Source organism: Emticicia fluvialis (assembly GCF_024793945.1).
In the GTDB taxonomy this organism is placed as follows: domain Bacteria; phylum Bacteroidota; class Bacteroidia; order Cytophagales; family Spirosomataceae; genus Emticicia; species Emticicia fluvialis.
Genome location: NZ_JANUSD010000012.1, coordinates 68,779 through 94,559 on the forward strand (window position 1 = coordinate 68,779; position 25,781 = coordinate 94,559).

The window sequence follows — 25,781 nt, forward strand, 5'->3', positions numbered from 1 at the left end:
CAACAAAAAATGGCACATCCGTTAGAAGGAGTAGGTGTAGCTTTAATAACACCATTTGACAGGCACCACGAAGTTGATTATGATGCTTACGTAAGGTTGCTCGAATTTACAAGTGCAGGCGCGGTAGATTATTTTGTTGTGCAAGGCACAACCGGCGAGACCTCTACCACAACTGCTGAAGAAAAAGCTCAGTTATTAAAGCTTGCCAAGGAAAACAACCCAAGAAACCTGCCCATTGTGTATGGTTTGGGGGGTAATAATACAAGAACCGTTTTAAAAACTATCAAAACAACTGATTTAAGTGGTGTTTCGGCCATTTTATCGGTATGCCCCTATTATAATAAACCTTCGCAGGCTGGGCTCATTGCCCATTTTACTGCCATTGCAGATGCATCGCCGGTGCCGGTTTTGCTTTACAATGTTCCGGGCCGCACGGTTATTCATTTGCAGATACCAACGGTTGTTGAACTGGCTAAACACCCGAACATCATAGGTATAAAAGATGCCAGCACTATTGAAAACGCCCTTGAACTAGCCACGCGTTGTCCTGAGGATTTCTTATTATTGTCAGGTGACGACAATCTCGTGACATCCTCAATCAGCATTGGTTTCAAAGGTGTAATCTCGGTTATTGCCAATGCATTCCCGAAAGAGTTTGGAGAAATGACATGGGCTGCTTTAAATGGAGACTTTAAAAAAGCCGCCGATTTGCAAAGACGCTTTTTAGATTTCGACACCCTGCTTTACGTGGAGTCGAACCCGGTGGGTATTAAAAAATGCCTGGAGATTAAAGGAGTTTGCAGCTCAGAGGTACGCCTGCCATTGGTAAAAGCTTCGGCAGAGTTAGGCGCCAAACTTGAAAAAGCAATGATTAACGAGGGCTTCTGGCAGTAAGCTATTTCATTTGTTATTCTTCTGCAGGTGGGGTTTCCCCACCTTTTTCTTTTCTCGAAAAATACAGGGCATCGCGCATGGATAAGTTTATTTCAAACCCAAGTACCAGAATAAGAGAAATAAGATACAGCCAAACCATAAGCGCAATAAAAGTACCGATAGACCCATACAATTTATTATAAGAGTTGAAGTTGGCCAGATAATAAGAAAAAAGATTAGTGGCCAGAATACCCAGAACCGAGGCAATAAATGCCCCGATGTTAAAGAACTTCAAGCGTTTATGCACAGCCGGGGCAAAATAATAAATAACGCATATACCCAGGTAAAAAATCAGGAAGATTCCGCCGTACCTGACAATCTGCAACAGATAAAAAGTAAAGTTTTCGTTCAGGAGCGCTTTTTCAAATAAAAAGTCCAGAATAATCCTTCCTACAATCAGCACAACAATAGCACAAACCAGCACTATAAAAAGTAGCATAGTAAGAAAAAGCGCTATCAGCCTTGCCTTAAGGTAGCTGCGTTTTTCTTTCACATGCAGCGCCATGTTAAATGCCCGCATCAGGGCCATCATACCATTGGTGGCAGCAAAAACCGTAAAGAAAAACCCGAATGACAGGATATCGCTCCGTTTTCGGCTTACAATTTCAAGAATAGTATAAGACGTGCTTTCATAAATTCCCTGAGGCATTACGTCTCTCAGAAAATCCATAATCAAACGGTCGAGGTGGTTAATCGGAATATAAGGAATAAGCGTAAAAAGGAAGATTATGCCCGGAAAAACCGCCAGCAAAAAACTGTATGATACTGACGCTGCCCGTTGGTCGATATCAAAGGTTATAATTTTTTTCCAGAGAATTACCAACAAATGATACAATGAAACGGTTGTGTTCCATAGATAGATACTCTCAAGAAATTGCCGGATTCGTTTCAAATTAAAAATACATTAGACTTTGTTTGCAAAAATACAAATTAACTTGGTTTTCATGAATTTTACCGATATTGCACCACAGCTAATTAAGAAAATTTAAATTTACGTATAAGCAATAAAAGCAGGGTTTTGCCATTTTAACAATACACAATTTTTTAAACAACAGATAATTATATGCGATACAACATATTGTGGGCCGACGATGAAATTGATTTATTAAAACCATATATTATATTTTTACAGGGAAAAGGCTACGACGTAACCCCGGTACCAAGTGGGGCCGATGCCATTGATAAAGTGGAAACCGAGCGTTTTGACATTGTTTTTCTGGACGAAATGATGCCTGGTATGACAGGCCTTGAAACGCTGGCGCAGATAAAGGTAATTAAACCTAACTTACCTGTGGTGATGATTACCAAGTCTGAAGAAGAGCGGATAATGGAAGATGCCATCGGCTCAAACATTGCCGATTACCTGATTAAACCACTGAACCCCAACCAGATTCTTCTTTCTGTAAAAAAGATACTTGATAACAAAAGGCTGATTTCAGAAAAAACCAATCTGGGGTATCAGCAAGATTTCAGAAATCTGGCTATGCAGTATAACGACCGCATCGGGCATCAGGAATGGGCAGAAATCTATAAAAAACTGATATATTGGGAATTACAATTGGATAAGTCGGAAGATAAAAGCATGGAAGAAGTTTTTGAAATGCAAAAATCTGAGGCCAACTCAAACTTCTGTAAATTTATTGAAGAAAACTATGAAGACTGGCTGAACGACCCCAAAGTTGAAAAACCGCTGCTTTCGCACCAGCTGATGAAGAAAAAAGTATTCCCTCTGGTGCAAACCAATTCTCCATTGTTTTTTCTGCTGATTGATAATCTGAGATACGACCAGTGGAAAGTACTTGAAGAAGTTATAAGCGATTACTTTAATGTAGAAGAAGAAAGCGATTATTACGCTATTCTGCCAACGGCTACTTCTTATGCCCGTAATGCTATTTTTTCGGGTCTCATGCCTTCAGACATGGCACGCCAGCACCCTGACTTATGGGTGAACGATGAAGGCGAGAACGAAGATGCGCTTAACAACAACGAGGCCGAGTTTTTGAAACGTCAGATTGACAAAAGCAGGCTCAATATCAGCTTTTCTTACCATAAGATTCTGAACATCAATCAGGGCAAAAGCCTTGTAGATAATTTCAATAATTTACTAAAAAACCAGTTGATTGCCATTGTTTATAATTTTGTAGATATGTTATCGCATGCCCGCACCGAAATGGGCATGATAAAAGAACTGGCCCCTGACGAATCGGCTTACCGTTCTATCACGCGGTCATGGATTGAACACTCGCCGCTGCTTGACTTGCTGAAAAAAATTGCAGAGAAAAAAGGCAGGCTGGTTATTACTACAGACCACGGCATGATACGTGTACGGCATCCGAAAAGAATTGTGGGCGACAGAAACGTAAATACAAACCTGCGATACAAACAAGGAAAAAATCTGAACCTGGATGATAAAAGCGACCATGTGCTGGTTGTTAGAAAGCCCGAGCTGTTTATGTTGCCTAAGCCCAATGTATCAACAGCCTATTTCTTTACAATGGAAGACTATTTCTTTGCGTATCCTAACAATTATAACCACTACGTGAGCCATTATAAGGATACTTTCCAGCATGGGGGTGTCTCGATAGAAGAAATGATAGTTCCGTTTGCATATCTGACAGCCAAATAGTGAGTTTCATGAGAATTTTACTAGGTTTTATATTCTGCCTGATAGTTACAAAGGCTGTTGCGCAAACGCAACAGCCTAAATACATTGAAGATAAGTACTCTTACTTCTTTAACCTTACACTGGGTAATGCGCTGGGCGATTACAGAACAGTTCTGAAGGAAGGAAATAAATCAGGCGGCAAATTCGGTGTTTCGGCAGGCATACTGCTTAACCCATACGGCAGAAAAAAAGCCTCGCCTGTTTTTTATGGCCTTGAGGGTGGCATACAGGCAGACGGCAAAGAATATCCCATAACAAGCTATAACGGCGACTTCAGAGTTACCAATACTTCTTTCTTTCTTAACGGAATAGCCCGCTACAGGCCAATTTTGTGGAGCTCTAAATTTAACCCTTATGCCGATGCATTTGCGGGTGCAAAACTGATTCAGACGGGTCTGGTTGAACTGTTGAATGAAGATGAATCGGAAACGCTGAAAAGATGGGCCAAAGTAACGCCTAATTACGGTATTGGTGTGGGTGTAGGTATCAAGCTGTTCGGCGCCATGAAAAACAGTTATCTTGATATTGGTATTTATTATCAGCAGGCAGATGCCACCAAAATTGTAAAACCTAATACGGTAGAGATTGACAATAACTTTGAGTATAAAAGCAAACAGATTTTAACTACCACCAATCAGCTATTGATTAAAATAGGCATTACCGGTTTTAACTAAAGGCCGTCTGAAAGGTCGGTTATAAGTCCTTTATCGCAATAAAGTGTACGGCTCGGGAACCGCTCTATCAGTTCAAAGTTATGCGTAGCCATTAACACGGCTGTTTTGGATTTCTCGTTGATATCCTTAAATAATTTCAGAATCTCAACCGACATCTCCGGGTCAAGGTTACCCGTAGGTTCATCAGCCAGTAATATCTGTGGGTGATTCAGCAATGCTCTGGCAATACCTACCCTCTGCTGCTCACCGCCAGATAACTGGTGCGGCATTTTGGTAAGTATATTCTGTAGGTTCACAAGTTTTAAGGCCTCATCAATTCTGTTCCTCATTTCATTTTTATCTTCCCACCCCATTGCTCTCAGATAAAAAACCAGGTTTTTTTCAATGTTTCTATCGCTCAACAACTGAAAATCCTGAAAAACAATACCGATATTTCTTCTTAAATACGGAACCTGCGCTCTTTTAATAGTTTGCAGGTCATAACCGGCCACAATACCCGTTCCTTTTTCAAGCCATAAATCGGCATAGAGTGTTTTTAAAACTGAAGATTTTCCGCTCCCTGTACGGCCAATGAGAAAAACAAATTCGCCCTGATGGATAGTAAAGTTAACTGATGACAAAACCAGTTGCTCGCGCTGATAGATATAGGCGTTCCGCAGAGAAATAACGGGTTCCATATTTGTGAGGTAAGAATTAAAAGGCAACTGCCAGGCAGTTTTAAGCAATAAACGCAAAAACTGTCTGGCAGCGTATAAGAAATCTTATTTCTGATTTACTTTGGCGTGGTCGGCAAGAAACTTGGCAAGGCCACTATCAGTAAGCGGATGATTCAGCAATGCAAGAATGGCAGAAAGCGGGCCTGTCATTACATCGGCACCTATTTTTGCGCATTGAATAATGTGCATTGGGTGGCGTACTGAAGCCGCCAGTATCTGGGTTTCGTATCCGTAGTTATCATATATCAGACGGATATCTTCAATCAGATTCATACCATCGGTTGAGATGTCGTCCAGACGCCCAACAAATGGCGAAACGTAAGTGGCTCCGGCCTTTGCAGCCAACAAGGCCTGTCCCGGCGAGAAAACAAGCGTACAATTGGTTTTAATACCTCTTTCAGAGAAGTATTTAATGGCCTTGATGCCGTCTTTTATCATCGGTATTTTTACTACTATCTGCTCATCAATTTCGGCCAGTTCTTCACCCTCAACAATCATTTCTTCATATCTGGTCGAAATCACTTCAGCGCTTACGTCGCCATCAACAATGTCGCAAATGGCCTTGTAATGGCGCATTACGTTGTCTTTCCCAGCAATGCCTTCTTTGGCCATTAACGAGGGGTTAGTGGTTACACCATCAAGCACACCTAGATCCTGTGCTTCCTGTATTTCTTTAAGAGATGCGGTATCAATAAAAAATTTCATAATTCATCATAACCCCATATCCGGATAACGGATTATTTGTTAGGAACTCTCATGCCTTAGGGGAGTTAGTTACATGAAAGTAATAGATATTTTATTGAACAATTTGTATAAGCCAGAAACAAAAAATGGCAAATTCACCGCTCAACCACAATACCCTTGCTTCGGTCAAGACCTGGGGGATTCAGCAGGAGCTGGTAATTTGCCGCTGCAAAGGTATGAAACTTTTTATGTTGCTACAAGTGGTTTTCAAAAAAAGCGGTTTTCAGGCAGGTTGCATTATCTTTTGCACAGCCATTAACAACAAACAAATATAAACTAAAACTACTGATAATGAAGCATTAAAAAAATGTAACCAGGCCAATTTTAATGTTATTTAAATCTTGTAAAATTTATAGGTTTTTTTTCAGCAGAAAGTACATAATTAGCTTTTAACTTGACAAAATGTATTTTTTTAGGTTGTTTTGACATACCATTCCTAACCAAAAACTGATGCTAACGATGGCAAAAAAAATACTCCTCTGGATTTTCATGGCTATGTTTATTTATGCGGCCATTGTACAATATAACGACCCAGACCCGTATGTATGGGTACCCACCTACCTGATTCCGGTATTTTTATGTTACCATAAAATGAAAGGCAAAGGCGAACCTATTATGTTTTTTACCATAGGCTTGTTATATCTGATGTGGGCAATTAACCAGTTTCCACCAGCATGGGAAGGTGTGGTGCTTAATGAGATGGGTATGAAGACAATTAATATTGAATTGGCGAGGGAGTCGCTAGGCCTGGGTATATGTACTTTGGCCATGTGGGTTTGTGCTTTGTTGAAACCTGAAGCGCAGATGTAATCCTTACTAAAAAATGAATGCGGCATTACTAATTGCCGCATTCGATTTTTTTTATTGCTTTATTCGTTCCAGGTCTTCAATGGTATCAATTCCGATACTTTCATAATTTGTTACAATGGCATATATTTTATAGCCAAAGCCCAACCACCTGAGCTGCTCTAGTTTCTCGGTGTTTTCAAGCGGCGAAAGCGGTATGTGCGAAATCTGCTCTAACACATCGCTTCGGTAAGCATATATGCCAATGTGCTTATAAAAATCGGCGTGGTCAAGCCACTCATCCGGCTCAAAGCCTCTTACATAAGGCACAACCTGGCGGCTGAAATACAGGCACTGTTTTCTGATAGTAAGCACAGCTTTTACCACATTGGGGTCTCGAAGTGTTTCATAGTCTTTTATCTTCTTAACGGCCGTGGCAATTTCAGTTTTAAAATCCAGCAGACCTGATAGCTGATCAATGGTTTCAGGGTCAATAAAAGGCTCATCGCCTTGGATATTAATGGCGTAGTCGTACTTGGTAACACCTCCGGCTTTTTCCAGTGCCTCAAAACATCTGTCGGTTCCTGTAGGGTGGTCACTTGATGTCATTATCGCGTCTCCACCAAACTCCAGAACATGATTCAGTATTCTTGAATCATCAGTTGCTACCACCACTCTTTGTAAACTCTTAGCTTTTAAGGCCTGCTCATACACCCTTTGAATCATGCTTTTACCGTTTATTTCAACGAGTGGTTTACCCGGAAAGCGGCTGGAAGCATATCGTGCCGGTATTATCCCAAGAATTTTCATAGGTCTCAATATTTTATTCGGGGCGAATTTACACGAAAAAAAAATTATATGCGTTAATCTCTCGCAGAATCATTAAATTTGCATAAAATTCAATCCGCTTGACTACGATGTTAAGATATTTTTTTACTATTGCTTTCCTAGTGCTTTATCTTACTGATACTTTTGGTAATTCACGACTATCCCCTGTTGATTCTCTTGGTATTGAGAAAAAGAACGGAAAAACTTTTGTACTGCATAGAGTTGAACAAGGCGAAACGCTTTATTCGTTGCTACGCAGATACGGGTCTACTGAAAAAGATTTTTTTGAAGCCAACCCCGAACTTAAAAAAAATGCGCAGGTAAATGCATTACAGATTATTTCTATTCCGGTACAGACCAGGAACAAGCCGGCTACTACCCACGCAAGAGTAATTGAGATTCAGGAGACCACATCAGACACTGCCAGACCCAAAAGCAGAATAGACGAAAACGGCATTGAAATTGTAGATGTGCCGGAGGCAACGCCCAAAAACGCAGAAACTACTGTTGCATTAACCAAACCGGAACTAGCCCCCAGACCTTTTGACCCCAACGCAAAAACACACAAAGTAATGGCTGGCGAGGGTCTGTATGGCATTGCCAAAAAATATAATGTGAAGGTAGCCCAGATAAAAGAATGGAATAACCTGACATCTGACGGGCTAATGCTTGACCAGGTATTAATTGTAGGAAAAATTACGCCTGCGGCCAGAGAAGAGAAAAAAGAACCTATACAACCAAAAACTACTACTAATGCACCCACGGCAGTGGCCGAAAAACCCAAAACTGTTGTTGCTCCCGCTGCAGATGAAGAGAGAAACAACCAGCAGGTAGTAACCAAACCTTTGGCCGGCGTAACACCAGGTGCAATACCCAATGCACCAACGGGTAAAAAATATTCAGAGCAGGGAATAGCAGAGATGATAGAAGCAGGTACGCACACCAATAAGTATCTGGCTTTGCATAGAACGGCTCCGGTGGGTACCCTTATTAAAATAGAAAACGATGCCAACGGGCAAAGCGTTTGGGTAAAAGTTATTGGTAAATTAACCGGCCCCGGAGATGCAATCGTGAAGATTTCGCCAATGGCATTTCAAAAATTACAACCCAGAGACAAACGAATCCGTGCTTCTTTAAGTTATGCTTTATAAGGAGTACACCAATTTATTGTTATTTCATGCAGCATCACGAACCGCCAGAAAATAATACCTCATCGCCAGCAGAGGCTTCGTCTAAAGACAAAGTCTGGACGTTCTTCTTTGCAATTATGTATCCTGTTATTACGTTGTTCGGTCTTTTGTTTACAGGCATAGTAGCTGTTTTCTCGGCTATTTCGCGGGTTCTGGTGTTTCTTCTGCGCCTTATCAGAAAATAGGCGCATAACTTAATGCAGTAGTATGACCGGATACATCATAGATTTGCTGAACGAAAAGTACGAACAATTTAATGCTCCCGGATTTATTCCGAACGACCCCATAAGCATTCCACATAGATTTACTGTTAAGCAGGATATTGAAATCATGGGCTTTCTGGCAGCCACACTTGCCTGGGGGCAACGCATAACCATTATCAACAAATGCAACGAGTTGATAGATTTGATGGATGGCGCCCCTTATGATTTTATCCGTAATCATCAGGACACAGACCTGAAACGATTTCTTTCTTTTAAACACCGTACTTTCAATACCACAGACACCCTGTATTTTATTGAATTCTTCAAAGATTTCTACAAAAAGCATACATCGTTAGAAGATGCCTTTACAGGTGGCATTACACCCTTATCTGTTGATACAAAAGCCGCGCTTGAAAACTTCCGGAAGGTATTCTTCAGTCTGGAAGATTACCCTGCCCGAACCAGAAAACACATTGCCACACCAGCCAAAAACTCCTCATGCAAAAGAATCAATATGTTTTTGCGCTGGATGGTAAGAAAAGACAATAAAGGTGTTGATTTTGGCATTTGGAACAAAATCTCGCCGGCACAACTGGTTTGCCCCTGCGATGTGCACGTAGAGCGCGTTGCCCGTAAACTGGGATTAATAAGCCGCCCCAAAGCAGACTGGCAAACCGCCATAGAATTAACCAGTAATCTAAAGCTGATTGACCCAAACGACCCGGTAAAATATGACTTTGCATTATTTGGTTTAGGAGTTGAGGGGTACATGTGATAATAATATCAGTATTAAAGGCTGAGTTATTCCGGAAATTTATATTTTTACCTTCCTATTCAAACCTTTTTCTATGACCACCACTACTACTCCGCCTCGCCTGGCGTCGGCTGATGTTTACCGCGGCTTTGTTATGCTGCTCATGATGGCCGAAGTACTTCGTTTTCATAAAGTTTCAGAGGCTTTGCCCAACAGCTCTTTCTGGGGTTTTGTAGCCGGCCAGCAAGACCACGTCAGTTGGGTGGGGTGCTCACTGCATGACCTCATACAGCCCTCGTTTTCGTTTCTGGTTGGTGTTGTGCTTCCTTATTCGGTAGCCAGCAGAATGAGCCAGGAGAGTAGTTTCGTAAAACTATTCGGCCGGGCATTATGGCGCTCATTGATTCTGATTTTACTGGGCATATTTCTGCGTTCTCAATGGGCAGAGCAGACTAACTTTACCTTTGAAGATACGCTTACACAAATAGGCTTGGGGTATCCTTTTTTGTTTCTGCTCGGCTTTGCTTCTAAACGTGTGCAAATTGGTGCATTAGTTGTTATACTGATTGGCTACTGGGCTGCTTTTGCAATTTACCCGTTGCCTGATGCCAATTTTGATTATGCGAACGCCGGAGCCTTAAAAGACTGGGAACATAATCTGACCGGTTTTGCTGCGCACTGGAACAAAAACACCAATCTTGCCTGGGCATTTGACCGCTGGTTTCTGAATCTTTTTCCGAGAGCAGAGCCGTTCCTGCATAACCGGGGTGGCTATGCAACGCTCAGTTTCATACCCACTTTAGGTACTATGCTTTTGGGTTTAGTTGCCGGAAATCTGTTGAAATCTAACAAAAAACAGCAGGATAAATTAAAGATATTTATCATTCTTGGTGTTTCGGGTCTTGTGCTGGGGTTATTTCTGAATTGGTCGGGTATTTGCCCGAATGTAAAAAGAATCTGGACACCCACCTGGGTTCTTTTCAGTGGTGGCTGGTGCTTTTTGTTACTATCTTTTTTTTATTGGACAGTAGACATTCTCCAAAAACGTAACTGGTTTTTTATACTTACTGTTATAGGTATGAACTCTATTGCTGCCTATGTGATAGCTGATGGCTTTAACTCTTATGTCTCTTCATCGTTGAAAATTCATCTGGGGCAAAACTACGCTGCCATATTTGGCGAACCTTACCAGACACTGGTGCATGGCTTTCTGATATTGCTGATTGATTGGCTGATTTTGAGATGGATGTATAACAGAAAGCTGTTTATAAGGATTTAATGCAAGTCAAAAAAGAACCCTTCTTGACCCTCCCCGACCATGGGGAGGGAACATATAACCTGCTTCTTTATGTTGGGGTAGCCGCCCCACTTACGGGCGGGGGTGGGTTTCGAGGTTGCATTAAGTTCGGAAAGTTTCAAAACATATTTATTACGTTAATTATCGCTTTCCTTTCTGGCTTCAAATAATCGCATAAGCCATAGTGTTTTTTCTTCTTCCTCTTCCTTTGGGTTCGGTTCATATTTTTTAAATGCGCCCAAATCGGGCTGGCCAGCATCAACCCAGCAGGTAAACCAGAAATCACCAATCATTTTTATAGAAGCCCGCATTTGCCGTTCTACCTGATTTTTCAGCATTGTGTGGTATCTGGCCGAAAAAGCTCTGGAGTAAACGCGGGTAGTAACATTGTTTACCTCTTCAAAACTGTATTTTTTGTCTTCAGAGAACTCATTGCTCAACCCTTTCTCAAAAATCAGCACTGAGTCCAGGGCTGTGTGCGCCGTTATTATTGCCTGCCAGGCTCTTTTGTCGGGGTGTTCTTCATAAGTTGCCTGCCCCAGCATCAAATCATAGTTTTCGGCAAATAATACGGGCAATCGGCTCTCCCAAAGGCCGTGTATTCCAACCTGATTAGTCAGTTGGCCATTGTAATTACGGGTGGTATGCAAAGGCACATGCGCATCTGCAATATAATGCCCTAAATCTGCCGAAAGGCTTAAAATACGTTTAACATCTTTTTTTCTGAAAGCCTCTGTCAGTTGGTACTTTATGGCATTAATGTGCCAGGGAACAATGCCATGAAGATAAAGCGTATCTTCTCCCACCCTTTCAACTGCTTCTTTCCATGAATAGTTTGGCAGTCGATTTCTTACAGAATCGGCATAATTGTCTAAATCTATAAAATGGCGGGGAGCCTCACGGGGCACAGCATAACGTCTGCGGTCGGCATTGACAGCATTTGCGGCTAAAAAATCAATATTGAGTTTGTAAAAGCCGAACATTTCAGGCGGAAGCATAAACACCGCCAGCCGGTTAATGCGCTGATGCGCAAAAAAGCCCCAAAAGATGGATTGGCCGGAAAGACCATCTTTTGGTAATACAGGAACGATAACTGCAGAACACGCCAGACCGGCGTTAAAAACAAATACCAGCCCTGCTACCGCCAGGCCTTGTTTTAAATAACTATTTAGTCTTGCAAAAGCTTGTTTTATTTGCTTCATTAGCAACAGTTTAATTATTGCCCTAATATTATACGTATTTCATTAAAATGAAAAGATTTCTGATTTTCTTTTACTTCATTGCCGTATCTGCCAGCGCACAAGACCCACTGAAGGTTTATACAATACCTGCATTTAAAACGCAGACAGGTAAAACCATAGCCAACTGCAAGCTGGCTTACCGTACTTTTGGACGCCTGAATACAAGCAAAAGTAATGCAATATTGTGGCCAACCTGGTTTGGCGGAAAAAGCCAGAATCTGATAAACCATGCCGGCACTACCATTGATACAACCCGTTTCTATCTGATTCTGGTAGATGCGTTAGGGAACGGTGTTTCTAGTTCGCCGTCAAACACGGCAGACTTTCCTGATATTACAATCCGCGATATGGTTAACGCAGAGCATGCACTGGTAACACAAAAACTGGGAATTAATCATTTAACGGCTGTTATGGGTATATCGATGGGTGGTATGCAGGCTTTTGAATGGCTAACTGCGTACCCGGACTTTATGGATAAAGTGATACCCATTGTGGGTACCCCCAGACAATCTTATTATGACCTATTGCTCTGGAAAACCGAATGGAACATTATTGAACAGGCCGGTAAGAAACCCGAGGACAGAAAAAATTCTATGCGCCTGGTGGCGGCAGTGCATAATCTGAACCTGGCCACCCCAGACTACTACGTGCGCACTGAAAAAGCAGAAAACGCAGATCAGAAAATACAGAAAATGGGAGACGATTACATAAAAAACAATAACCCTGAAAACTGGATTTGCCAGATAAAGGCGATGTTATCGCAGGATATTTATCGCACCTCAGGGATACCGCTGTCTGAAATGCGCAATTATGTAAAGGCCAGAGTTTTGGTAGTAGTGGCCACCAGAGACGAAATGGTAAACCCGGCTGCTGCCATAGAGTTTGCTAAAGCCCTGAATACTGAATATTTGGAATTAACCGGAGACTGCGGGCATATAGCAACCGGATGTGAAGGTGAAAAGCTCCAAAATGCCCTGAAAGCGTTTTTAAATTAACCCAAATATTATTTTAAATTAATTGAAAAATACCTGAAAAGAGACTTTTCACTCAAAAAACGCCGAAAATATATTTTTTCTTTAAAGAATCTCAAATTTGCAACCTGCCAGTTTGAGATTTTTAATTTTTAAGAAAAAAACAACAAAAATCAAAACACATTATGCCGGATTCTATATTTTATTCAGATTTACCGCATTTCACTAAAACCACTTAAAACAAAATATTATTTGGCAATAATATAAAAATATAAAATCAATAAAATATTTTCTAAAAAAAGTGCAACTATTTTGTATAATTTCCGTTATATTTGCAAAGTATTACAAAATATTATTCGGAAAAGACATATGAGTTCTATACAGAAAAAATCGCTTTTAAGATATTTGATGCCTGCAATTGCCTTGGGCGTATTTGCATTTTTAATGGTAGCTTATGGTTCGGCATACACGCCGCCAAAAGCCCAAAAGCAACGCATTGTATGTTTCAAATTCAAACAAGGTACCTCTCAGGAGGCTATCAAACAACACATGCAACAGTTTCAGGAATTGAAACGCGATCTACCTGAAATAGTTAGTTACTCTGCAGGAAACACCCTTTCTGAAAAAGGTGAAAATGCAGATTATGATGTTTTACACTATCTGACTTTCAGAACTGATAGTGAAATGGAGAAGTTTCGTGAAAGTGCCCAATACAAAGCTTTTGAGAAATCAAATGAAGTTAACTGGGAAAAAGTTTTGGTTATTAACTCAGAGATAAAATAATTTTAGCTCTGGTATCAAAGAGATAACAGAAAAAGTACTCCATGAGGTGTACTTTTTTTATTTATGAGAGGCTTGCAAATAAACGAATGCAATAAATACAGTAGTACTAGGCATATTTTTATAGTTCTGTTTTGTTATTATTAATAAAATTTCTATTTTTGCACCCTCAATTGGATTTCTACCAAATAAGAACAGACAAATTATTACAATAAAATGGCAAATCATAAGTCGGCATTAAAGCGTATCAGAGCAAATGAGGCAAAACGCTTGAGAAATCGTTACCAACACAAAACAACCCGTACGATCGTAAGAAAACTACGTGGTCTTTCAGATAAAGTAGCAGCATTAGAGTTGTTCAAATCAGCGGCTTCTATGTTGGATAAACTGGCTCGTAAGAACGTTATCCACAAAAACAAAGCAGCAAACTTAAAATCTGGTTTAGCGAAACACATCAATTCGTTAGCGTAATTGATTGAGAAACAATATTTTGCTCATGGAAACAACTCCGTGGGCATTTTTTGTTTTGTATTGTTAAATTTTTTAAACGATACACTGCTGTGATGAACAACATACTTTCCTGGGCTGAAGAAGACCGACCAAGAGAAAAACTGATGCTGAAGGGCAGAGCCGCGTTATCAGATGCAGAATTGATTGCCATTCTGATTGGTTCCGGCACCAGAGAGCTTTCAGCCGTTGATTTGTCAAAGGTTATACTCAACAGCGTAGGAAATAACCTGAACGAGTTGGCTAAACTCAGTATCAACGATCTCATGAAGTTTAAAGGTATTGGTGATGCCAAAGCCATATCTATTGCAGCAGCGCTTGAATTAGGCAGACGCCGCAAGGAAAGTGAGGTACAGAAAAAAGCCAAGGTAACATCTTCTTATGATTCCTACCAGGCTGTTCGCCCATATCTGCTTGATTTATCGCATGAGCAGTTCTGGGTTTTGCTTCTTAACAGGGCCAATGAAATCATCAGACCTGTGCAGGTAAGTGTAGGAGGTGTGGCAGGCACAGTAGCCGACCCCAAAATAATTTTCAAATGTGCCATTGAATACCTGGCCTCAGCCATTATTCTTGTCCATAATCATCCATCAGGGAATCTGACACCCAGCCAGGCAGACAAAGACCTGACACGAAGGGTAAAAGAGGCTGGCCGGCTGCTGGATGTACCCGTACTTGACCACCTCATTTTTGGAGATAACGGATATTTCAGCTTTGCAGATGAGGGTATATTTTAAATTCCGTAAAACTGCAATCACGTCCATTGATTGAATCTGACATTATAAATTTTATTAGAAATAAATGCTTACTGTTTCAAATATTTCGCTTCGCTTCGGAAAACGTACGCTTTTTGAAGAAGTAAATTTAAAATTCACACCCGGCAACGTGTATGGCCTTATTGGTGCCAACGGAGCAGGAAAATCTACCTTTGTAAAGATACTTTCGGGTGAAATTGAACCCACTACCGGCAATGTGAGCATGGACCCGGGTGAACGGATGTCGGTTCTGAAACAAAACCAGAATGCCTTTGACGATGAAACCGTATTGAACACGGTTATCAGAGGTAATGAACGCCTTTCTGAAATTATTCTGGAAAAAGACGCCATTTATGCCAAAGCTGACTTCACTGAAGAAGACGGTAACCGGGCTGCTGAGCTTGAGGCTGAATTTGCTGAAATGAATGGCTGGGAGGCAGAATCAGATGCCGCCTCTTTGCTATCAGGCCTGGGTATTAAAGAAGATCTGCATTACTATACAATGGCCGACATGAACCCGTCAGACAAAGTGAAGGTATTGTTAGCTCAGGCATTATTTGGTAACCCGGATATACTGCTACTTGACGAGCCTACCAACAACCTTGACATTGACTCTATCTTATGGCTGGAAAACTTCCTGATGAATTTCAAGAATACCGTTATTGTGGTATCTCACGACCGTCACTTCCTCGACAACGTGTGTACCTACATTGCCGACCTTGACTTCAAAAAGATTACACTATATGGTGGTAACTATTCGTTCTGGTATGAGTCAAGCCAGTTAGCAGCACGCCAGAAGGCCGACCAGAACAAGAAAGCAGAAGAGAAAAAGAAAGAACTGGAAGAATTTATCCGTCGTTTCTCTGCTAACGTGGCTAAGTCTAAACAGGCTACTGCCCGTCAGAAAATGATAGAAAAACTGAATATTGAAGAAATTCAGCCTTCGTCGCGCCGTTATCCTTATATTGGGTTTAAACCGGAGCGTGAAGTGGGCGACCAGATACTATTGGTTGATAACCTGAGTTATCAGCTTGAAGACGGCACTTATCTTTTCAAAAATCTGAGTTTTCAGGTAGCCCGTAACGAAAAAATAGCGTTTCTGAGCAAAGACGGCTTGGCGGTATCGGCTCTTTTTGATATACTGATGGGTGAACGTAAACCTTCAGGTGGCACTTTCAAATGGGGTATAACCATTACTAACAGCTATTTACCGAACGATAACGCCAAGTATTTTGCCAATAATGACCTTGACCTGGTAGATTGGCTGCGCCAGTATTCTACCGAAAAAGACGAAACTTTTATCCGTGGATTTCTGGGCAGAATGTTGTTCTCTGGCGAGGAGGCTCTGAAAAAATGTACGGTACTGTCGGGAGGTGAAAAGCAGCGTTGTATGTTCTCGAGAATGATGCTTTCGGGCGCCAACGTACTACTTTTTGATGAACCAACCAACCACTTGGACCTGGAGTCGATACAGGCGCTTAACAAAGGTATGGAGGATTTCGCGAGCAATATTCTTTTTGCCTGCCATGACCATCAGTTAACTCAAACCGTAGCAACCAGAATCATTGAGCTGACGCCTAAGGGTTGCCTGGATAAACTGATGGATTTTGATGATTACCTTACGAACGAGAAAGTTAAAGCACAACGTGATGCGCTATATGCTTAATTTATTTTAAGCGAAAAATAATTTATACCCATGCCCTGAGAAAGTATTTGAAAGGCATGGGTATTTCTATAAATTAAACACAAAATGGCTGATTTTACCGAAATATCACAAAAAGACCTGGAGGCTTTAAGAAACCGACCGGCAACATTGTTTCTGGATGTAAGAGAGGTATGGGAATTTGCTGATTTTAACATCGGAGGCCTGAATATACCCCCACACGAAATAACAGAGAAGCTGGACGAACTGAGCAACTATGAGACCATCATTGTGGCCTGCTCTAATGGCACCCGAAGTAGTATTGTGGCTCGTCTTTTAGCTAAAAAACTACCTGCAAAAGAAATATTACACCTGGAAGAAGGCATCTATTAAAAAAGTATCAATAAGCAAAGTTATTACTTATTGATACTTATACATTAATTCACAATCATTAATAATTTCTGTCCTTCTTTACAAGCCACTTCCCAACTGCATACGCAAGAACCATTAATACTACGAAAAAAAGAATAGCAACCCAGGTTGGATATTGATAACCGAACATATTCGTTTTTATTTTAAGTTTCTACCCCACAAAAATACAACAAAAACCCATAAATGCAGGCTGTGTTCTATAAAAAAATCAAAAAAAATATATTCATTTTTTTACGCCCTGCGCTTTATACCTGTCAATACTAAGTTAATCTCTTTTTTTAAATAACAGCCTTAATAGCCATACCCAACATGGCAGCCACCACCAGCCAGCCAATTATCTGCAAAAAAACTGAGTGCCTGTATGTACCCATCAGCATGGTTTTACGACTTGCCACAAGAATAATGGCCAACCCAACCGGCAGAATAAAACCATTGATAGTGCCTACCCAAACCAGAATGCTTACGGGTTTGCCCACGCCTACAAAAACCATGGTAGAAAATACAATAAAGCCAATGATAATCTGCCGGTTATATTTTTCAAAAAAAGGATGAAAAGTGCGTAAGAACGAAACCGAAGTATATGCTGCCCCCACAACTGAAGTTATAGCGGCGCTCCAGATAACCACCCCAAAAAACTTATAGCCCAGATTGCCCGCAGCACTTTGAAACACCGACGCAGCCGGATTATCTGCATTAAGACTGAAACCTGCCGACACAATACCCAAAGAAGCCAGAAACAGCAGATACCGAACAACAGCCGTAACCAGAATACCCGTTGTAGCACTTTTGTTAATCTGTGGCAGGCTCTCTTTGCCGCTTACTCCGGCATCTATTAGTCGGTGTACCCCCGCAAAAGTAATGTATCCGCCTACTGTCCCTCCTACCAGTGTAATAGTTGCCAACGCATCAAATTTCTGAGGGATAAGGGTTCTATGAACCGCTTCAAGTAATGGAGGCTGAGCAACAAATACTACATATAAAATTAGTATTATCATAACCAGGCCCAGAACCCGGGCAAAGTTGTCCATCACTTTGCCTGCCTCTTTCGACAAAAATATGCCAATAGCCAAAGCCGCGCTGATAACAGCCCCTATCCTTACATCAATACCCAAAAGTACCTCAAAGCCCAAGCCTGCCCCGGCTACATTACCAATATTAAAAGCAAGGCCACCTATCACAATTAAAACCGCCAGCAAATAGCCCAGCCCCGGTAACAAATCATTGGCTAAATCCTGGGCTCTTTTGTTACTCACTGCCACCACCCTCCAGATGTTCAGCTGAGCAGCCACATCCAACAGAATTGATAACAAAATAACAAAGCCAAAGCTTGCCAGCAACTGCCCGGTAAAAACGGTTGTCTGCGTCAGAAAGCCCGGGCCAATGGCAGAAGTAGCCATCAGGAAAGCTGCACCTGTAATGGCACCTTTGTTTTGTCTGGTCATGTTTGGGGTATTAAGATTCGGTTTTTAACCTATAATCAGCGTAGGTTTCAATGATCCAAAATAATCATAATTATAGCATCTTCAAATCTAATCAAACAATTAAACAAAAGAGCGTATCACAAAAATTATGTAATACGCTCTTGTTATTAGTATGAACCCTGAATGATTGATGTTGAATGAGAATTTTATCCCTCATACTCCTCAACCGGAGGACAGGCACAAATCAGATTTCTATCACCATAAGCAGAATCAACACGGCTTACACTTGGCCAGAATTTATCAGCTTTTACATAAGGTAACGGGAAGGCCGCTTTCTCTCTGCTGTATTGTTTATCCCAGGTTTCAGCTAAAACAACCGATGCCGTATGCGGTGCATTTTTCAATACGTTATTGGCTTTATCGGCATTGCCTGCTTCAATTTCAGCTATTTCTTCTCTGATAGTCAGCAACGCATTACAGAAACGATCCAGCTCGGCTTTAGATTCAGATTCAGTCGGCTCAATCATTAAAGTACCAGCAACCGGGAACGATAGCGTTGGCGCATGGAAATTATAGTCCATCAGACGTTTGGCAACGTCTTCTGCCTCTACTCCTGCCGATGATTTGAACGGACGTAAGTCTACAATCATTTCATGGGCACAACGGCCATTACTGCCAGTGTAAAGAATCGGGTATTTTTCAGCCAGGCGTGCTTTAATATAATTGGCGTTCAGAATGGCGTTTTTGGTGGCATTGGTTAGCCCTTCTGCACCCATCATGGCAATATAGGCATAAGAGATAGTAAGGATGCTGGCACTGCCATAAGGCCCTGCCGATATAGCATGAACACCCTCATAGCCAGATACCGGCACTACTTTATGATTAGGCAGGAATGGCACCAGGTGCTGTGCCACACCAATTGGCCCCATACCAGGGCCACCGCCACCATGCGGAATACAGAATGTTTTATGTAGGTTGAGGTGACAAACGTCTGCCCCAATAGATGCCGGAGAAGTAAGCCCCACCTGTGCATTCATATTGGCACCATCCATGTAAACCTGTCCGCCATTGGCATGTACAATTTCACATATTTCTTTAATAGACTCTTCAAACACACCGTGCGTTGACGGATAAGTAACCATCAGACAAGCCAGGTTGTCGGCATATTGCTCTGCTTTGGCTCTCAGGTCTGCCACATCTATGTTGCCTCTTTCATCACATTTGGTAACCACCACCGTCATACCAGCCATAACAGCTGATGCCGGGTTGGTACCATGTGCCGAAGACGGAATCAAAGCTATATTGCGGTGTACTTCTTCTCTGCTTTCATGATAGGCTCTGATAACCATCAGACCGGCGTATTCTCCCTGCGCACCAGAATTGGGCTGCAACGACATTTTTGCAAAGCCTGTAATGGCACAAAGCCAGTCGTTCAGTTCTTCAAACAACTGCTGATACCCTAATACCTGTTCTTGCGGTGCAAATGGGTGCAGTTGCCCGAACTCCGGCCAGGTAACCGGAATCATTTCGGCAGTGGCATTCAATTTCATGGTACAACTACCGAGTGAAATCATTGAATGCACCAAAGACAAATCTTTGTTTTCTAATGACTTCAGATAACGCAGCATCTCGTGTTCGGTATGGTAACTACTGAATACCGGATGGGTCATAAACGCCGAAGTGCGGTTCAGGCTTGGTACAAAAGCCACATCTATTTCAGACTTCAGATTGATGATGGTTTCTTTACCATTGGCCTCTGCAAAAATATTCAGCAATTGTGCTACATCGGCCAGTGTTTTGTTCTCATCAAAAGAGATGCTCACATTACCCTGTTCTAAATATCGGAAATTCACCCCTTCTCTTTCCGCAATGGCGCGTAGAGCGGTGCTGTCTTCTGTATGAATAGTAACTGTATCAAAAAAGTTACGGGTCAATAACTGATAGTCGAGGCCTTCTATTGATTCGGCAAATAATTTTGCCAGACCATGTACTTTACCGGCTATGTTCTTAAGGCCTTGCGGGCCATGATAAATACCATAAGCAGCAGCCATAACAGATAATAAAACCTGTGCTGTACATATATTAGAAGTGGCTTTTTCGCGGCGAATGTGCTGCTCACGGGTCTGCAATGCCATACGCAAGGCACGATTGCCCTGTGCATCAACAGATACCCCGATGATACGACCCGGAATCTGGCGTTTGAAAGATTCTTTGGTGGCAAAAAAAGCGGCATGCGGCCCACCATAACCCATAGGTACGCCCAGCCTTTGTGCTGAACCCACCACTACATCAGCGCCCATTTCGCCCGGAGGTGTCAAAAGCGTCAGTGCCAGTAAATCGGCAGCAACAGCCACAGAGATATTCAGTTCATGGGCTGCGGTAATGAGGTCTGTATAGTCATAAACCTCGCCGTTGGTGGCAGGGTATTGCAACAAAACACCGTAGATATCTTCCTGGGTAAGGTCGAAGGTTTCATGGTTACCTACTACCACAGTAATACCCATAGGTTTGGCACGGCCTAAAACCACATCAATGGTTTGCGGATGGCAAAGCTCTGACACAAAGAAGGTATTGGCGTTTTTCTTGGCAGCAGGGCGCACGTTGTGCAGCATAGCCATGGCTTCGGCAGCAGCAGTACCCTCATCTAATAATGATGCATTGGCGATTTCCATACCGGTAAGGTCAATAACCATGGTCTGGAAGTTCAATAGCATTTCCAGACGCCCCTGCGCTATCTCAGCCTGATACGGTGTATATGCCGTATACCAAGCCGGATTCTCCAGTATATTTCTCAGAATCACGTTGGGTACTACGGTGTCGTAGTAGCCTGTTCCGATATAAGATTTAAAGATTTTGTTCTTTTGAGCCAACGCTTTAAAATCGGCCAGAAACTCAGCTTCAGATTTAGCTTTTGGCAGATTTAGTGGTGATTGCAGACGAATCTGCTGCGGTACAGTCTGGTTGATGAGTGTGTCCAGTGAATCGACGCCGATAGTTTTCAGCATTGCCTGCAAATCGGCCTCGCTTTTGCCATGGTGACGGCTCTCAAAGGACTCTTGCGAATTGAGATTTATTTTCATCGGGATTTTTGATGTGTTTAAGAACGCCCCGCTGTTGCGGTAAATGAACCATTGCTGATAAAACAACAGGTTCATTCCTGATTGTTCTGCAAATATAATAAATTTAAAAAATAGTTGTTGAAACAAATTATTACAATAGCAGATAATTTTTTGAATAATACATTAGTTTGGCTTCTGTTTTGCCTGACAGCCTTTTGTTTAATAGATAAAATATCTACCTGTTAAGTAGAGTATAGATAAATTAACAGTTGACGTGCCGTTTTTAAATTTATTATTTTTTTTAGACCACCCAAGGTGCATCAATTGATTATTGACTGAAAGATTTCAGTTGACCTAATATGTGTGGGATTATTAAAAACAAATAGAGGAAGCATTGCGGCCTCCTCTATTCAATTTATATTTCAGACTTTGATTAACCTGTTCTATTGATTTCGCTGAATTCAATCCGTAATGTCTAAATCATGTTATTTTAATTCAAATACCAATAATTAAGTCATCAAATCAGGCTAATCTGTTAAATCATTGTTCAAAATAATTTTATTACTTATACCCCCATTTATTCAATATCTGAATATCTTCTTTAATGGTATCAATCGGCGCTTTGCCTTGATATGACTCCTGCTCAACAATAAAGTGAGTGGTGCCTCCGATTTTTCTGCCCAGGTCAAGCACTTCTTTAACGCCGATAATTCCGGTACCCAGAATCGTACTTTCATATTTTTCGTTGGCACCTGCAACGGCAATTTCATCTTTTACGTGCATCGATTCGAAACGACCCGGGTATTGTTTCAGCAGTTCAACAGCTCTTCCGCCACCGCCATACATATTGCCTATATCCAGCTGTTGTACCACCAGTTTAGGGTCAGTATTCTGGAGTATAATATCATACACTTTCACGCTGCTCAGTTTCAGGCTGAACTCAAAATCATGGTTATGATACCCAAATTTCATACCCGACTTCTGGCACAGTTCACCAGATTTATTAAACACATCCATGAAGCGTTTCAGGCTGTCCAGGTCTTTGCGCAGGCTCACATCCAGCCAGGGGCTTATTACATATTTCTGTCCACAGATGGCAGCATCTTCAACTGTCTGTTTCCACAAATCAGTAAATTCACCTTTGGCTTCATCCCAATGTTGTTTGCCCATTACAGTATGCCCGCTAGGCATTTTAAGGCCCAGGTCGTCTAAAACTTTTTTAAACTCAGTGGCAGAGAAACCATAAAACTTGCGGTTAACATAATTGGCGTGTTCTACATTCTTGTAGCCCATTTCGGCCACTTTTTTTAAAGTACCCAGTGGGTCTTTCTGCATATCAGTGCGAACTGAATACAACTGCACCCCAACAATTTCATTTTTCTTTTTGCCGGCAAATAATTCATGAGATAAGGCCGTGGAAGCGGCAAGCGCCATAGCCCCTTTTTGCAGGAAGTCTCTTCGTTTCATAGTTTACTTATAGGTTTTAAATAGATGCCGGAAATTTCCGTCTGGTTGAATTTTTAAATTTAATACAATGCCGGTAGATATGTAATATAAAATATTAAAATTTTCACAAATAAGGCAAAACTGCTGTTTTCAGCGACAGCACCAGCTCTTCGTCCATAAACTGATACTCATCGGGTATATCAAGCACTATCATAGGTTTGTCATGAACTATGTACGGAAACTTTTCCTGAATCCTGATGCGGTGTTTTTTCTCCATCACAAAAATTATATCTGCCCACAAAATAAGCTTTTCGTTGATTTTAATACGCGCAGATGGCTCTGTACCGGCGGATTTTGCCTGATGCCCGGCATAATTTTTAAAGATGGCCTCTGCCGTGGGGCTTCGCCATTGGTTTCGGCTACATACAAAAAGGAGATTCATAAAACCATAAATATTAATGGCAAGTAAACCAAAAAATATTAAATTTTAATCATTTCCCGGCATGTTTAGGTATGCGGCCTGTCCCGTCAGTACCAAACAAGAAAGAAATAGGCTGGTATTATGCTTGAACAGAATAATTGAAACTTACTGAACGACATTTGTCAGGGTTTAGTGAAGAAGTAAATTGCGATTAAAGCCAGCTAATTTGACCGAAAATAAAAATCCGGAGGTCAGCAACCTCCGGATTTCACAATAAAAACATCTATAAACAGTATCTCTACTGATAAAAACCTACCTGTTGGTTTTACAATACAAAAGTAGGAGTTAATTTTTATTTTTGCAACAATGTTGCAAAAATAATTTTATGCCATAAACCCTCCCAAATAGTAATTATACGTTTCGGTTAGTCGCTAAAAAACAATCTTTTGTCGAGCATAAGCCAAACTATGCGTATTTTTATCTATTTTTAAAAATCATTTTCCCAAAGAAAATTTTAATCTGCCCATGCAAATGGCTCTGGATTTAACCCATAACGGGCAAAATTCAGGAGATAAATTGGTTAGTGTGCAGTTTTTTTTCATTTTTACATTACAGTATTTCATCTTTCAAACTTCAATCGCTCACCCAATTATGAAAAGACGGGATTTTATCCAATTGTCGGGTATGGGTCTGGGGGCTATGGTGGGTTCAACCATACCTGTTTTAGGTAATATCGTTCCTGTTGAACAATTACTAGAGCCCAAGGCTGACGCTGCCGCAAAAAAGAAAATGGCCGATGTGGCGCTTAATGCAGCCAAAGCCAAAGGAGCCACCTATACCGATGTGCGTATAGGCCGGTATCTGCAACAGTACCTCTTTACACGTGAAAATAAAGTTCAGAACATTGTCAATGCCGAATCGTACGGTGTGGGCATCAGGGTAATAGCCAATGGTACCTGGGGTTTTGCCGCCACCAGCGACGTAAGCAGCGCAGGCATTGCCAAATGTGCCGAAACCGCCGTTGCCATTGCCAAAGCCAATGCCAAAATACAAACTGAGCCGGTAATACTGGCACCACAAAAAGGTGTGGGCGAGGTAACCTGGAAAACCCCGATCAAGAAAAACGCTTTTGAGATTCCGGTTCAGGAAAAAATAGACCTGTTAATGAAAGTTAACAGCGAAGCCATGAAAAACGGTGCAGGTTTTGTAACTTCTAACCTGTTTTTTGTGAACGAGCAAAAATATTTTGCTTCTTCTGACGGCTCTTATATTGACCAGGATGTGCACCGCATCTGGCCTACTTTTACCGTAACTGCCGTAGACAGACAAGCCGGTAAATTTAAAACCCGCGATGCCATCAGCTCGCCGATGGGTATGGGCTATGAATACCTGGACGGTTTGGCCAGTGAGAAAATTCCCGGGCCAAATGGATTGGTGGGCTACCGTAACTCTTATGATATGGTAGAAGACGCCATCAATGCAGCCAAACAGGCCAAAGAAAAAATGACGGCGCGGTCGGTGCAACCGGGTAAATATGATTTGGTACTTGACCCTAACCACCTGGGCCTGACCATCCATGAGTCGGTAGGCCACCCGACAGAGCTAGACCGTGTATTAGGTTATGAAGCCAACTATGCCGGCACCAGCTTTGCGACGCTGGACAAATGGAAATCGAAAAACTTTAACTACGGCAGTAAACTGGTAAATATAGTGGCTGACAAAACCCAACCCTATACACTGGGAAACGTAGGATATGACGACGAAGGCGTACCTTGCAAGGAGTGGGATCTGATTAAAGACGGTATTCTGGTAAATTACCAGGCCATAAGAGACCAGGTGAATATACTCGGCGAAAAAGAATCGCATGGCTGTTGTTATGCCGACAACTGGAATTCGGTTCAGTTTCAGCGTATGCCAAACGTATCCCTTCGCCCGGGCACAAGCAAGCTGAACGTAATGGACATGATTAAGGGCGTTGAGAAAGGTATTTACATCATTGGCCGTGGCTCTTACTCTATTGACCAGCAACGTTACAACTTCCAGTTTGGCGGACAACTTTTCTACGAAATCAAAAATGGTGAAATAACCGGAATGATTGACGACGTAGCCTACCAGTCAAATACACAGGAATTCTGGAACTCATGCGTACAGATATGTGATAAGGACGATTACCGCACTTTCGGGTCTTTCTTTGACGGCAAAGGGCAGCCATCGCAGGTAAGCGCTGTGTCGCATGGTAGTTCTACTACCCGTTTCAATGGTGTAAATGTAATTAACACCGGCAGAAAAATTGGTTAACCAAACACAAAAGAACAT

At 41.7% G+C, this 25,781-nt stretch carries 25 protein-coding genes; 16 read left to right on the forward strand and 9 right to left on the reverse strand.

From position 1 onward, the window contains the following. Positions 1-9: 9 nt before the first annotated feature. Positions 10-894, forward strand: coding sequence for a 4-hydroxy-tetrahydrodipicolinate synthase (gene dapA / locus NZ848_RS14710; RefSeq protein ID WP_259016125.1), 885 nt, complete (start codon positions 10-12; stop codon positions 892-894). 13 nt (positions 895-907) lie between these two features. Here dapA and NZ848_RS14715 read toward each other — a convergent pair whose 3' ends face one another. Beyond that, positions 908-1,825 carry a YihY/virulence factor BrkB family protein gene (locus tag NZ848_RS14715; protein WP_253534061.1) on the reverse strand — a complete coding sequence of 306 codons (918 nt, stop codon included), beginning with the start codon at positions 1,823-1,825 and terminating at the stop codon, positions 908-910. A 171-nt stretch (positions 1,826-1,996) separates the two neighbouring features. Between NZ848_RS14715 and porX the strand changes: the two genes are divergently transcribed. Continuing rightward, complete coding sequence (gene porX, locus NZ848_RS14720) at positions 1,997-3,559, forward strand: T9SS response regulator signal transducer PorX (RefSeq protein WP_253534060.1); 1,563 nt, start codon at positions 1,997-1,999, stop codon at positions 3,557-3,559. Between the two features lie 8 nt (positions 3,560-3,567). After that, positions 3,568-4,272, forward strand: a complete 705-nt coding sequence (locus NZ848_RS14725) for a hypothetical protein (protein ID WP_259016126.1) — start codon at positions 3,568-3,570, stop codon at positions 4,270-4,272. On the opposite strand, the gene NZ848_RS14730 is transcribed toward NZ848_RS14725, so the two are convergent. Next, positions 4,269-4,949 carry a cell division ATP-binding protein FtsE gene (locus NZ848_RS14730; protein ID WP_259016128.1) on the reverse strand — a complete coding sequence of 227 codons (681 nt, stop codon included), beginning with the start codon at positions 4,947-4,949 and terminating at the stop codon, positions 4,269-4,271. The two genes, NZ848_RS14725 and NZ848_RS14730, sit on opposite strands and share 4 nt — an antisense overlap. An 84-nt stretch (positions 4,950-5,033) precedes the next feature. After that, positions 5,034-5,693, reverse strand: a complete 660-nt coding sequence (fsa, locus tag NZ848_RS14735; RefSeq protein WP_101725265.1) for a fructose-6-phosphate aldolase — start codon at positions 5,691-5,693, stop codon at positions 5,034-5,036. 125 nt (positions 5,694-5,818) lie between these two features. On the opposite strand from fsa, the gene NZ848_RS14740 reads away from it, so the two are divergent. Continuing rightward, the gene (locus NZ848_RS14740) at positions 5,819-6,007 is read left to right on the forward strand and encodes a hypothetical protein (protein WP_253534057.1); all 189 of its coding nucleotides are present in this window, start codon (positions 5,819-5,821) and stop codon (positions 6,005-6,007) included. Between the two features lie 184 nt (positions 6,008-6,191). Continuing rightward, positions 6,192-6,542: a transmembrane 220 family protein gene (locus NZ848_RS14745; RefSeq protein WP_253534056.1), complete on the forward strand. Its 351-nt coding sequence runs from the start codon at positions 6,192-6,194 to the stop codon at positions 6,540-6,542. A 51-nt stretch (positions 6,543-6,593) separates the two neighbouring features. Here the strand turns inward: NZ848_RS14745 and kdsB are convergent, their stop codons facing one another. Further along, positions 6,594-7,328: a 3-deoxy-manno-octulosonate cytidylyltransferase gene (gene kdsB, locus NZ848_RS14750; protein WP_253534055.1), complete on the reverse strand. Its 735-nt coding sequence runs from the start codon at positions 7,326-7,328 to the stop codon at positions 6,594-6,596. Positions 7,329-7,435: 107 nt separating this feature from the next. On the opposite strand from kdsB, the gene NZ848_RS14755 reads away from it, so the two are divergent. The 4 genes from NZ848_RS14755 (at position 7,436) to NZ848_RS14770 (ending at position 10,772) form a co-directional block, all read left to right on the forward strand. Beyond that, positions 7,436-8,497 (forward strand): LysM peptidoglycan-binding domain-containing protein, encoded by a 1,062-nt coding sequence (locus NZ848_RS14755; protein WP_259016129.1) that lies wholly within the window; start codon positions 7,436-7,438, stop codon positions 8,495-8,497. Positions 8,498-8,523: 26 nt separating this feature from the next. Continuing rightward, a complete protein-coding gene (locus NZ848_RS14760; protein ID WP_101725270.1) occupies positions 8,524-8,721 on the forward strand; it encodes a hypothetical protein in 198 nt (65 codons plus the stop codon). 22 nt (positions 8,722-8,743) lie between these two features. Next, positions 8,744-9,514: a TIGR02757 family protein gene (locus tag NZ848_RS14765; protein ID WP_259016130.1), complete on the forward strand. Its 771-nt coding sequence runs from the start codon at positions 8,744-8,746 to the stop codon at positions 9,512-9,514. Between the two features lie 73 nt (positions 9,515-9,587). Next, positions 9,588-10,772, forward strand: a complete 1,185-nt coding sequence (locus NZ848_RS14770; protein WP_259016132.1) for an acyltransferase family protein — start codon at positions 9,588-9,590, stop codon at positions 10,770-10,772. 155 nt (positions 10,773-10,927) lie between these two features. On the opposite strand, the gene NZ848_RS14775 is transcribed toward NZ848_RS14770, so the two are convergent. After that, positions 10,928-11,992: a zinc dependent phospholipase C family protein gene (locus NZ848_RS14775; RefSeq protein WP_259016133.1), complete on the reverse strand. Its 1,065-nt coding sequence runs from the start codon at positions 11,990-11,992 to the stop codon at positions 10,928-10,930. A gap of 47 nt (positions 11,993-12,039) precedes the next feature. On the opposite strand from NZ848_RS14775, the gene NZ848_RS14780 reads away from it, so the two are divergent. From NZ848_RS14780 to NZ848_RS14805, 6 genes are all read left to right on the forward strand, one after another. Next, a complete protein-coding gene (locus NZ848_RS14780) occupies positions 12,040-13,026 on the forward strand; it encodes an alpha/beta hydrolase (protein WP_259016134.1) in 987 nt (328 codons plus the stop codon). A 288-nt stretch (positions 13,027-13,314) separates the two neighbouring features. Then, a complete protein-coding gene (locus NZ848_RS14785) occupies positions 13,315-13,785 on the forward strand; it encodes a Dabb family protein (RefSeq protein WP_259016136.1) in 471 nt (156 codons plus the stop codon). 213 nt (positions 13,786-13,998) lie between these two features. After that, entirely contained in the window at positions 13,999-14,253 is a 255-nt protein-coding gene (gene rpsT, locus NZ848_RS14790) for a 30S ribosomal protein S20 (protein ID WP_101725274.1), read from the forward strand. 92 nt (positions 14,254-14,345) lie between these two features. Beyond that, a complete protein-coding gene (gene radC / locus NZ848_RS14795) occupies positions 14,346-15,026 on the forward strand; it encodes a RadC family protein (protein WP_259016137.1) in 681 nt (226 codons plus the stop codon). Between the two features lie 64 nt (positions 15,027-15,090). Next, positions 15,091-16,710, forward strand: coding sequence for an ABC-F family ATP-binding cassette domain-containing protein (locus NZ848_RS14800; RefSeq protein ID WP_259016138.1), 1,620 nt, complete (start codon positions 15,091-15,093; stop codon positions 16,708-16,710). A gap of 84 nt (positions 16,711-16,794) precedes the next feature. Then, entirely contained in the window at positions 16,795-17,079 is a 285-nt protein-coding gene (locus tag NZ848_RS14805; RefSeq protein ID WP_253534040.1) for a rhodanese-like domain-containing protein, read from the forward strand. A 317-nt stretch (positions 17,080-17,396) separates the two neighbouring features. Here NZ848_RS14805 and NZ848_RS14810 read toward each other — a convergent pair whose 3' ends face one another. The 4 genes from NZ848_RS14810 to NZ848_RS14825 all read right to left on the reverse strand — a co-directional run bounded on the left by NZ848_RS14810 (position 17,397) and on the right by NZ848_RS14825 (position 23,486). Continuing rightward, positions 17,397-18,560: an NRAMP family divalent metal transporter gene (locus NZ848_RS14810; RefSeq protein ID WP_259016139.1), complete on the reverse strand. Its 1,164-nt coding sequence runs from the start codon at positions 18,558-18,560 to the stop codon at positions 17,397-17,399. A 185-nt stretch (positions 18,561-18,745) separates the two neighbouring features. Next, positions 18,746-21,619 (reverse strand): aminomethyl-transferring glycine dehydrogenase, encoded by a 2,874-nt coding sequence (gene gcvP, locus NZ848_RS14815; RefSeq protein ID WP_259016140.1) that lies wholly within the window; start codon positions 21,617-21,619, stop codon positions 18,746-18,748. A 540-nt stretch (positions 21,620-22,159) separates the two neighbouring features. Next, entirely contained in the window at positions 22,160-23,065 is a 906-nt protein-coding gene (locus NZ848_RS14820) for a sugar phosphate isomerase/epimerase family protein (protein WP_259016141.1), read from the reverse strand. A gap of 103 nt (positions 23,066-23,168) precedes the next feature. Further along, positions 23,169-23,486 carry a low molecular weight protein tyrosine phosphatase family protein gene (locus NZ848_RS14825; RefSeq protein WP_259016142.1) on the reverse strand — a complete coding sequence of 106 codons (318 nt, stop codon included), beginning with the start codon at positions 23,484-23,486 and terminating at the stop codon, positions 23,169-23,171. 630 nt (positions 23,487-24,116) lie between these two features. Between NZ848_RS14825 and NZ848_RS14830 the strand changes: the two genes are divergently transcribed. Further along, positions 24,117-25,763 (forward strand): TldD/PmbA family protein, encoded by a 1,647-nt coding sequence (locus tag NZ848_RS14830; protein WP_259016143.1) that lies wholly within the window; start codon positions 24,117-24,119, stop codon positions 25,761-25,763. The last annotated feature ends 18 nt before the right edge of the window (positions 25,764-25,781 follow it).

Coding starts and splice junctions, on each gene's coding strand:
- dapA (WP_259016125.1), top strand. CDS start 10: ATGGCACATCCGTTAGAAGGAGTAGGTGTAGCTTTAATAACACCATTT.
- porX (WP_253534060.1), top strand. CDS start 1,997: ATGCGATACAACATATTGTGGGCCGACGATGAAATTGATTTATTAAAA.
- NZ848_RS14725 (WP_259016126.1), top strand. CDS start 3,568: ATGAGAATTTTACTAGGTTTTATATTCTGCCTGATAGTTACAAAGGCT.
- NZ848_RS14730 (WP_259016128.1), bottom strand. CDS start 4,949: ATGGAACCCGTTATTTCTCTGCGGAACGCCTATATCTATCAGCGCGAG.
- fsa (WP_101725265.1), bottom strand. CDS start 5,693: ATGAAATTTTTTATTGATACCGCATCTCTTAAAGAAATACAGGAAGCA.
- NZ848_RS14740 (WP_253534057.1), top strand. CDS start 5,819: ATGGCAAATTCACCGCTCAACCACAATACCCTTGCTTCGGTCAAGACC.
- NZ848_RS14745 (WP_253534056.1), top strand. CDS start 6,192: ATGGCAAAAAAAATACTCCTCTGGATTTTCATGGCTATGTTTATTTAT.
- kdsB (WP_253534055.1), bottom strand. CDS start 7,328: ATGAAAATTCTTGGGATAATACCGGCACGATATGCTTCCAGCCGCTTT.
- NZ848_RS14755 (WP_259016129.1), top strand. CDS start 7,436: ATGTTAAGATATTTTTTTACTATTGCTTTCCTAGTGCTTTATCTTACT.
- NZ848_RS14760 (WP_101725270.1), top strand. CDS start 8,524: ATGCAGCATCACGAACCGCCAGAAAATAATACCTCATCGCCAGCAGAG.
- NZ848_RS14765 (WP_259016130.1), top strand. CDS start 8,744: ATGACCGGATACATCATAGATTTGCTGAACGAAAAGTACGAACAATTT.
- NZ848_RS14770 (WP_259016132.1), top strand. CDS start 9,588: ATGACCACCACTACTACTCCGCCTCGCCTGGCGTCGGCTGATGTTTAC.
- NZ848_RS14775 (WP_259016133.1), bottom strand. CDS start 11,992: ATGAAGCAAATAAAACAAGCTTTTGCAAGACTAAATAGTTATTTAAAA.
- NZ848_RS14780 (WP_259016134.1), top strand. CDS start 12,040: ATGAAAAGATTTCTGATTTTCTTTTACTTCATTGCCGTATCTGCCAGC.
- rpsT (WP_101725274.1), top strand. CDS start 13,999: ATGGCAAATCATAAGTCGGCATTAAAGCGTATCAGAGCAAATGAGGCA.
- radC (WP_259016137.1), top strand. CDS start 14,346: ATGAACAACATACTTTCCTGGGCTGAAGAAGACCGACCAAGAGAAAAA.
- NZ848_RS14800 (WP_259016138.1), top strand. CDS start 15,091: ATGCTTACTGTTTCAAATATTTCGCTTCGCTTCGGAAAACGTACGCTT.
- NZ848_RS14805 (WP_253534040.1), top strand. CDS start 16,795: ATGGCTGATTTTACCGAAATATCACAAAAAGACCTGGAGGCTTTAAGA.
- NZ848_RS14810 (WP_259016139.1), bottom strand. CDS start 18,560: ATGACCAGACAAAACAAAGGTGCCATTACAGGTGCAGCTTTCCTGATG.
- gcvP (WP_259016140.1), bottom strand. CDS start 21,619: ATGAAAATAAATCTCAATTCGCAAGAGTCCTTTGAGAGCCGTCACCAT.
- NZ848_RS14820 (WP_259016141.1), bottom strand. CDS start 23,065: ATGAAACGAAGAGACTTCCTGCAAAAAGGGGCTATGGCGCTTGCCGCT.
- NZ848_RS14825 (WP_259016142.1), bottom strand. CDS start 23,486: ATGAATCTCCTTTTTGTATGTAGCCGAAACCAATGGCGAAGCCCCACG.
- NZ848_RS14830 (WP_259016143.1), top strand. CDS start 24,117: ATGAAAAGACGGGATTTTATCCAATTGTCGGGTATGGGTCTGGGGGCT.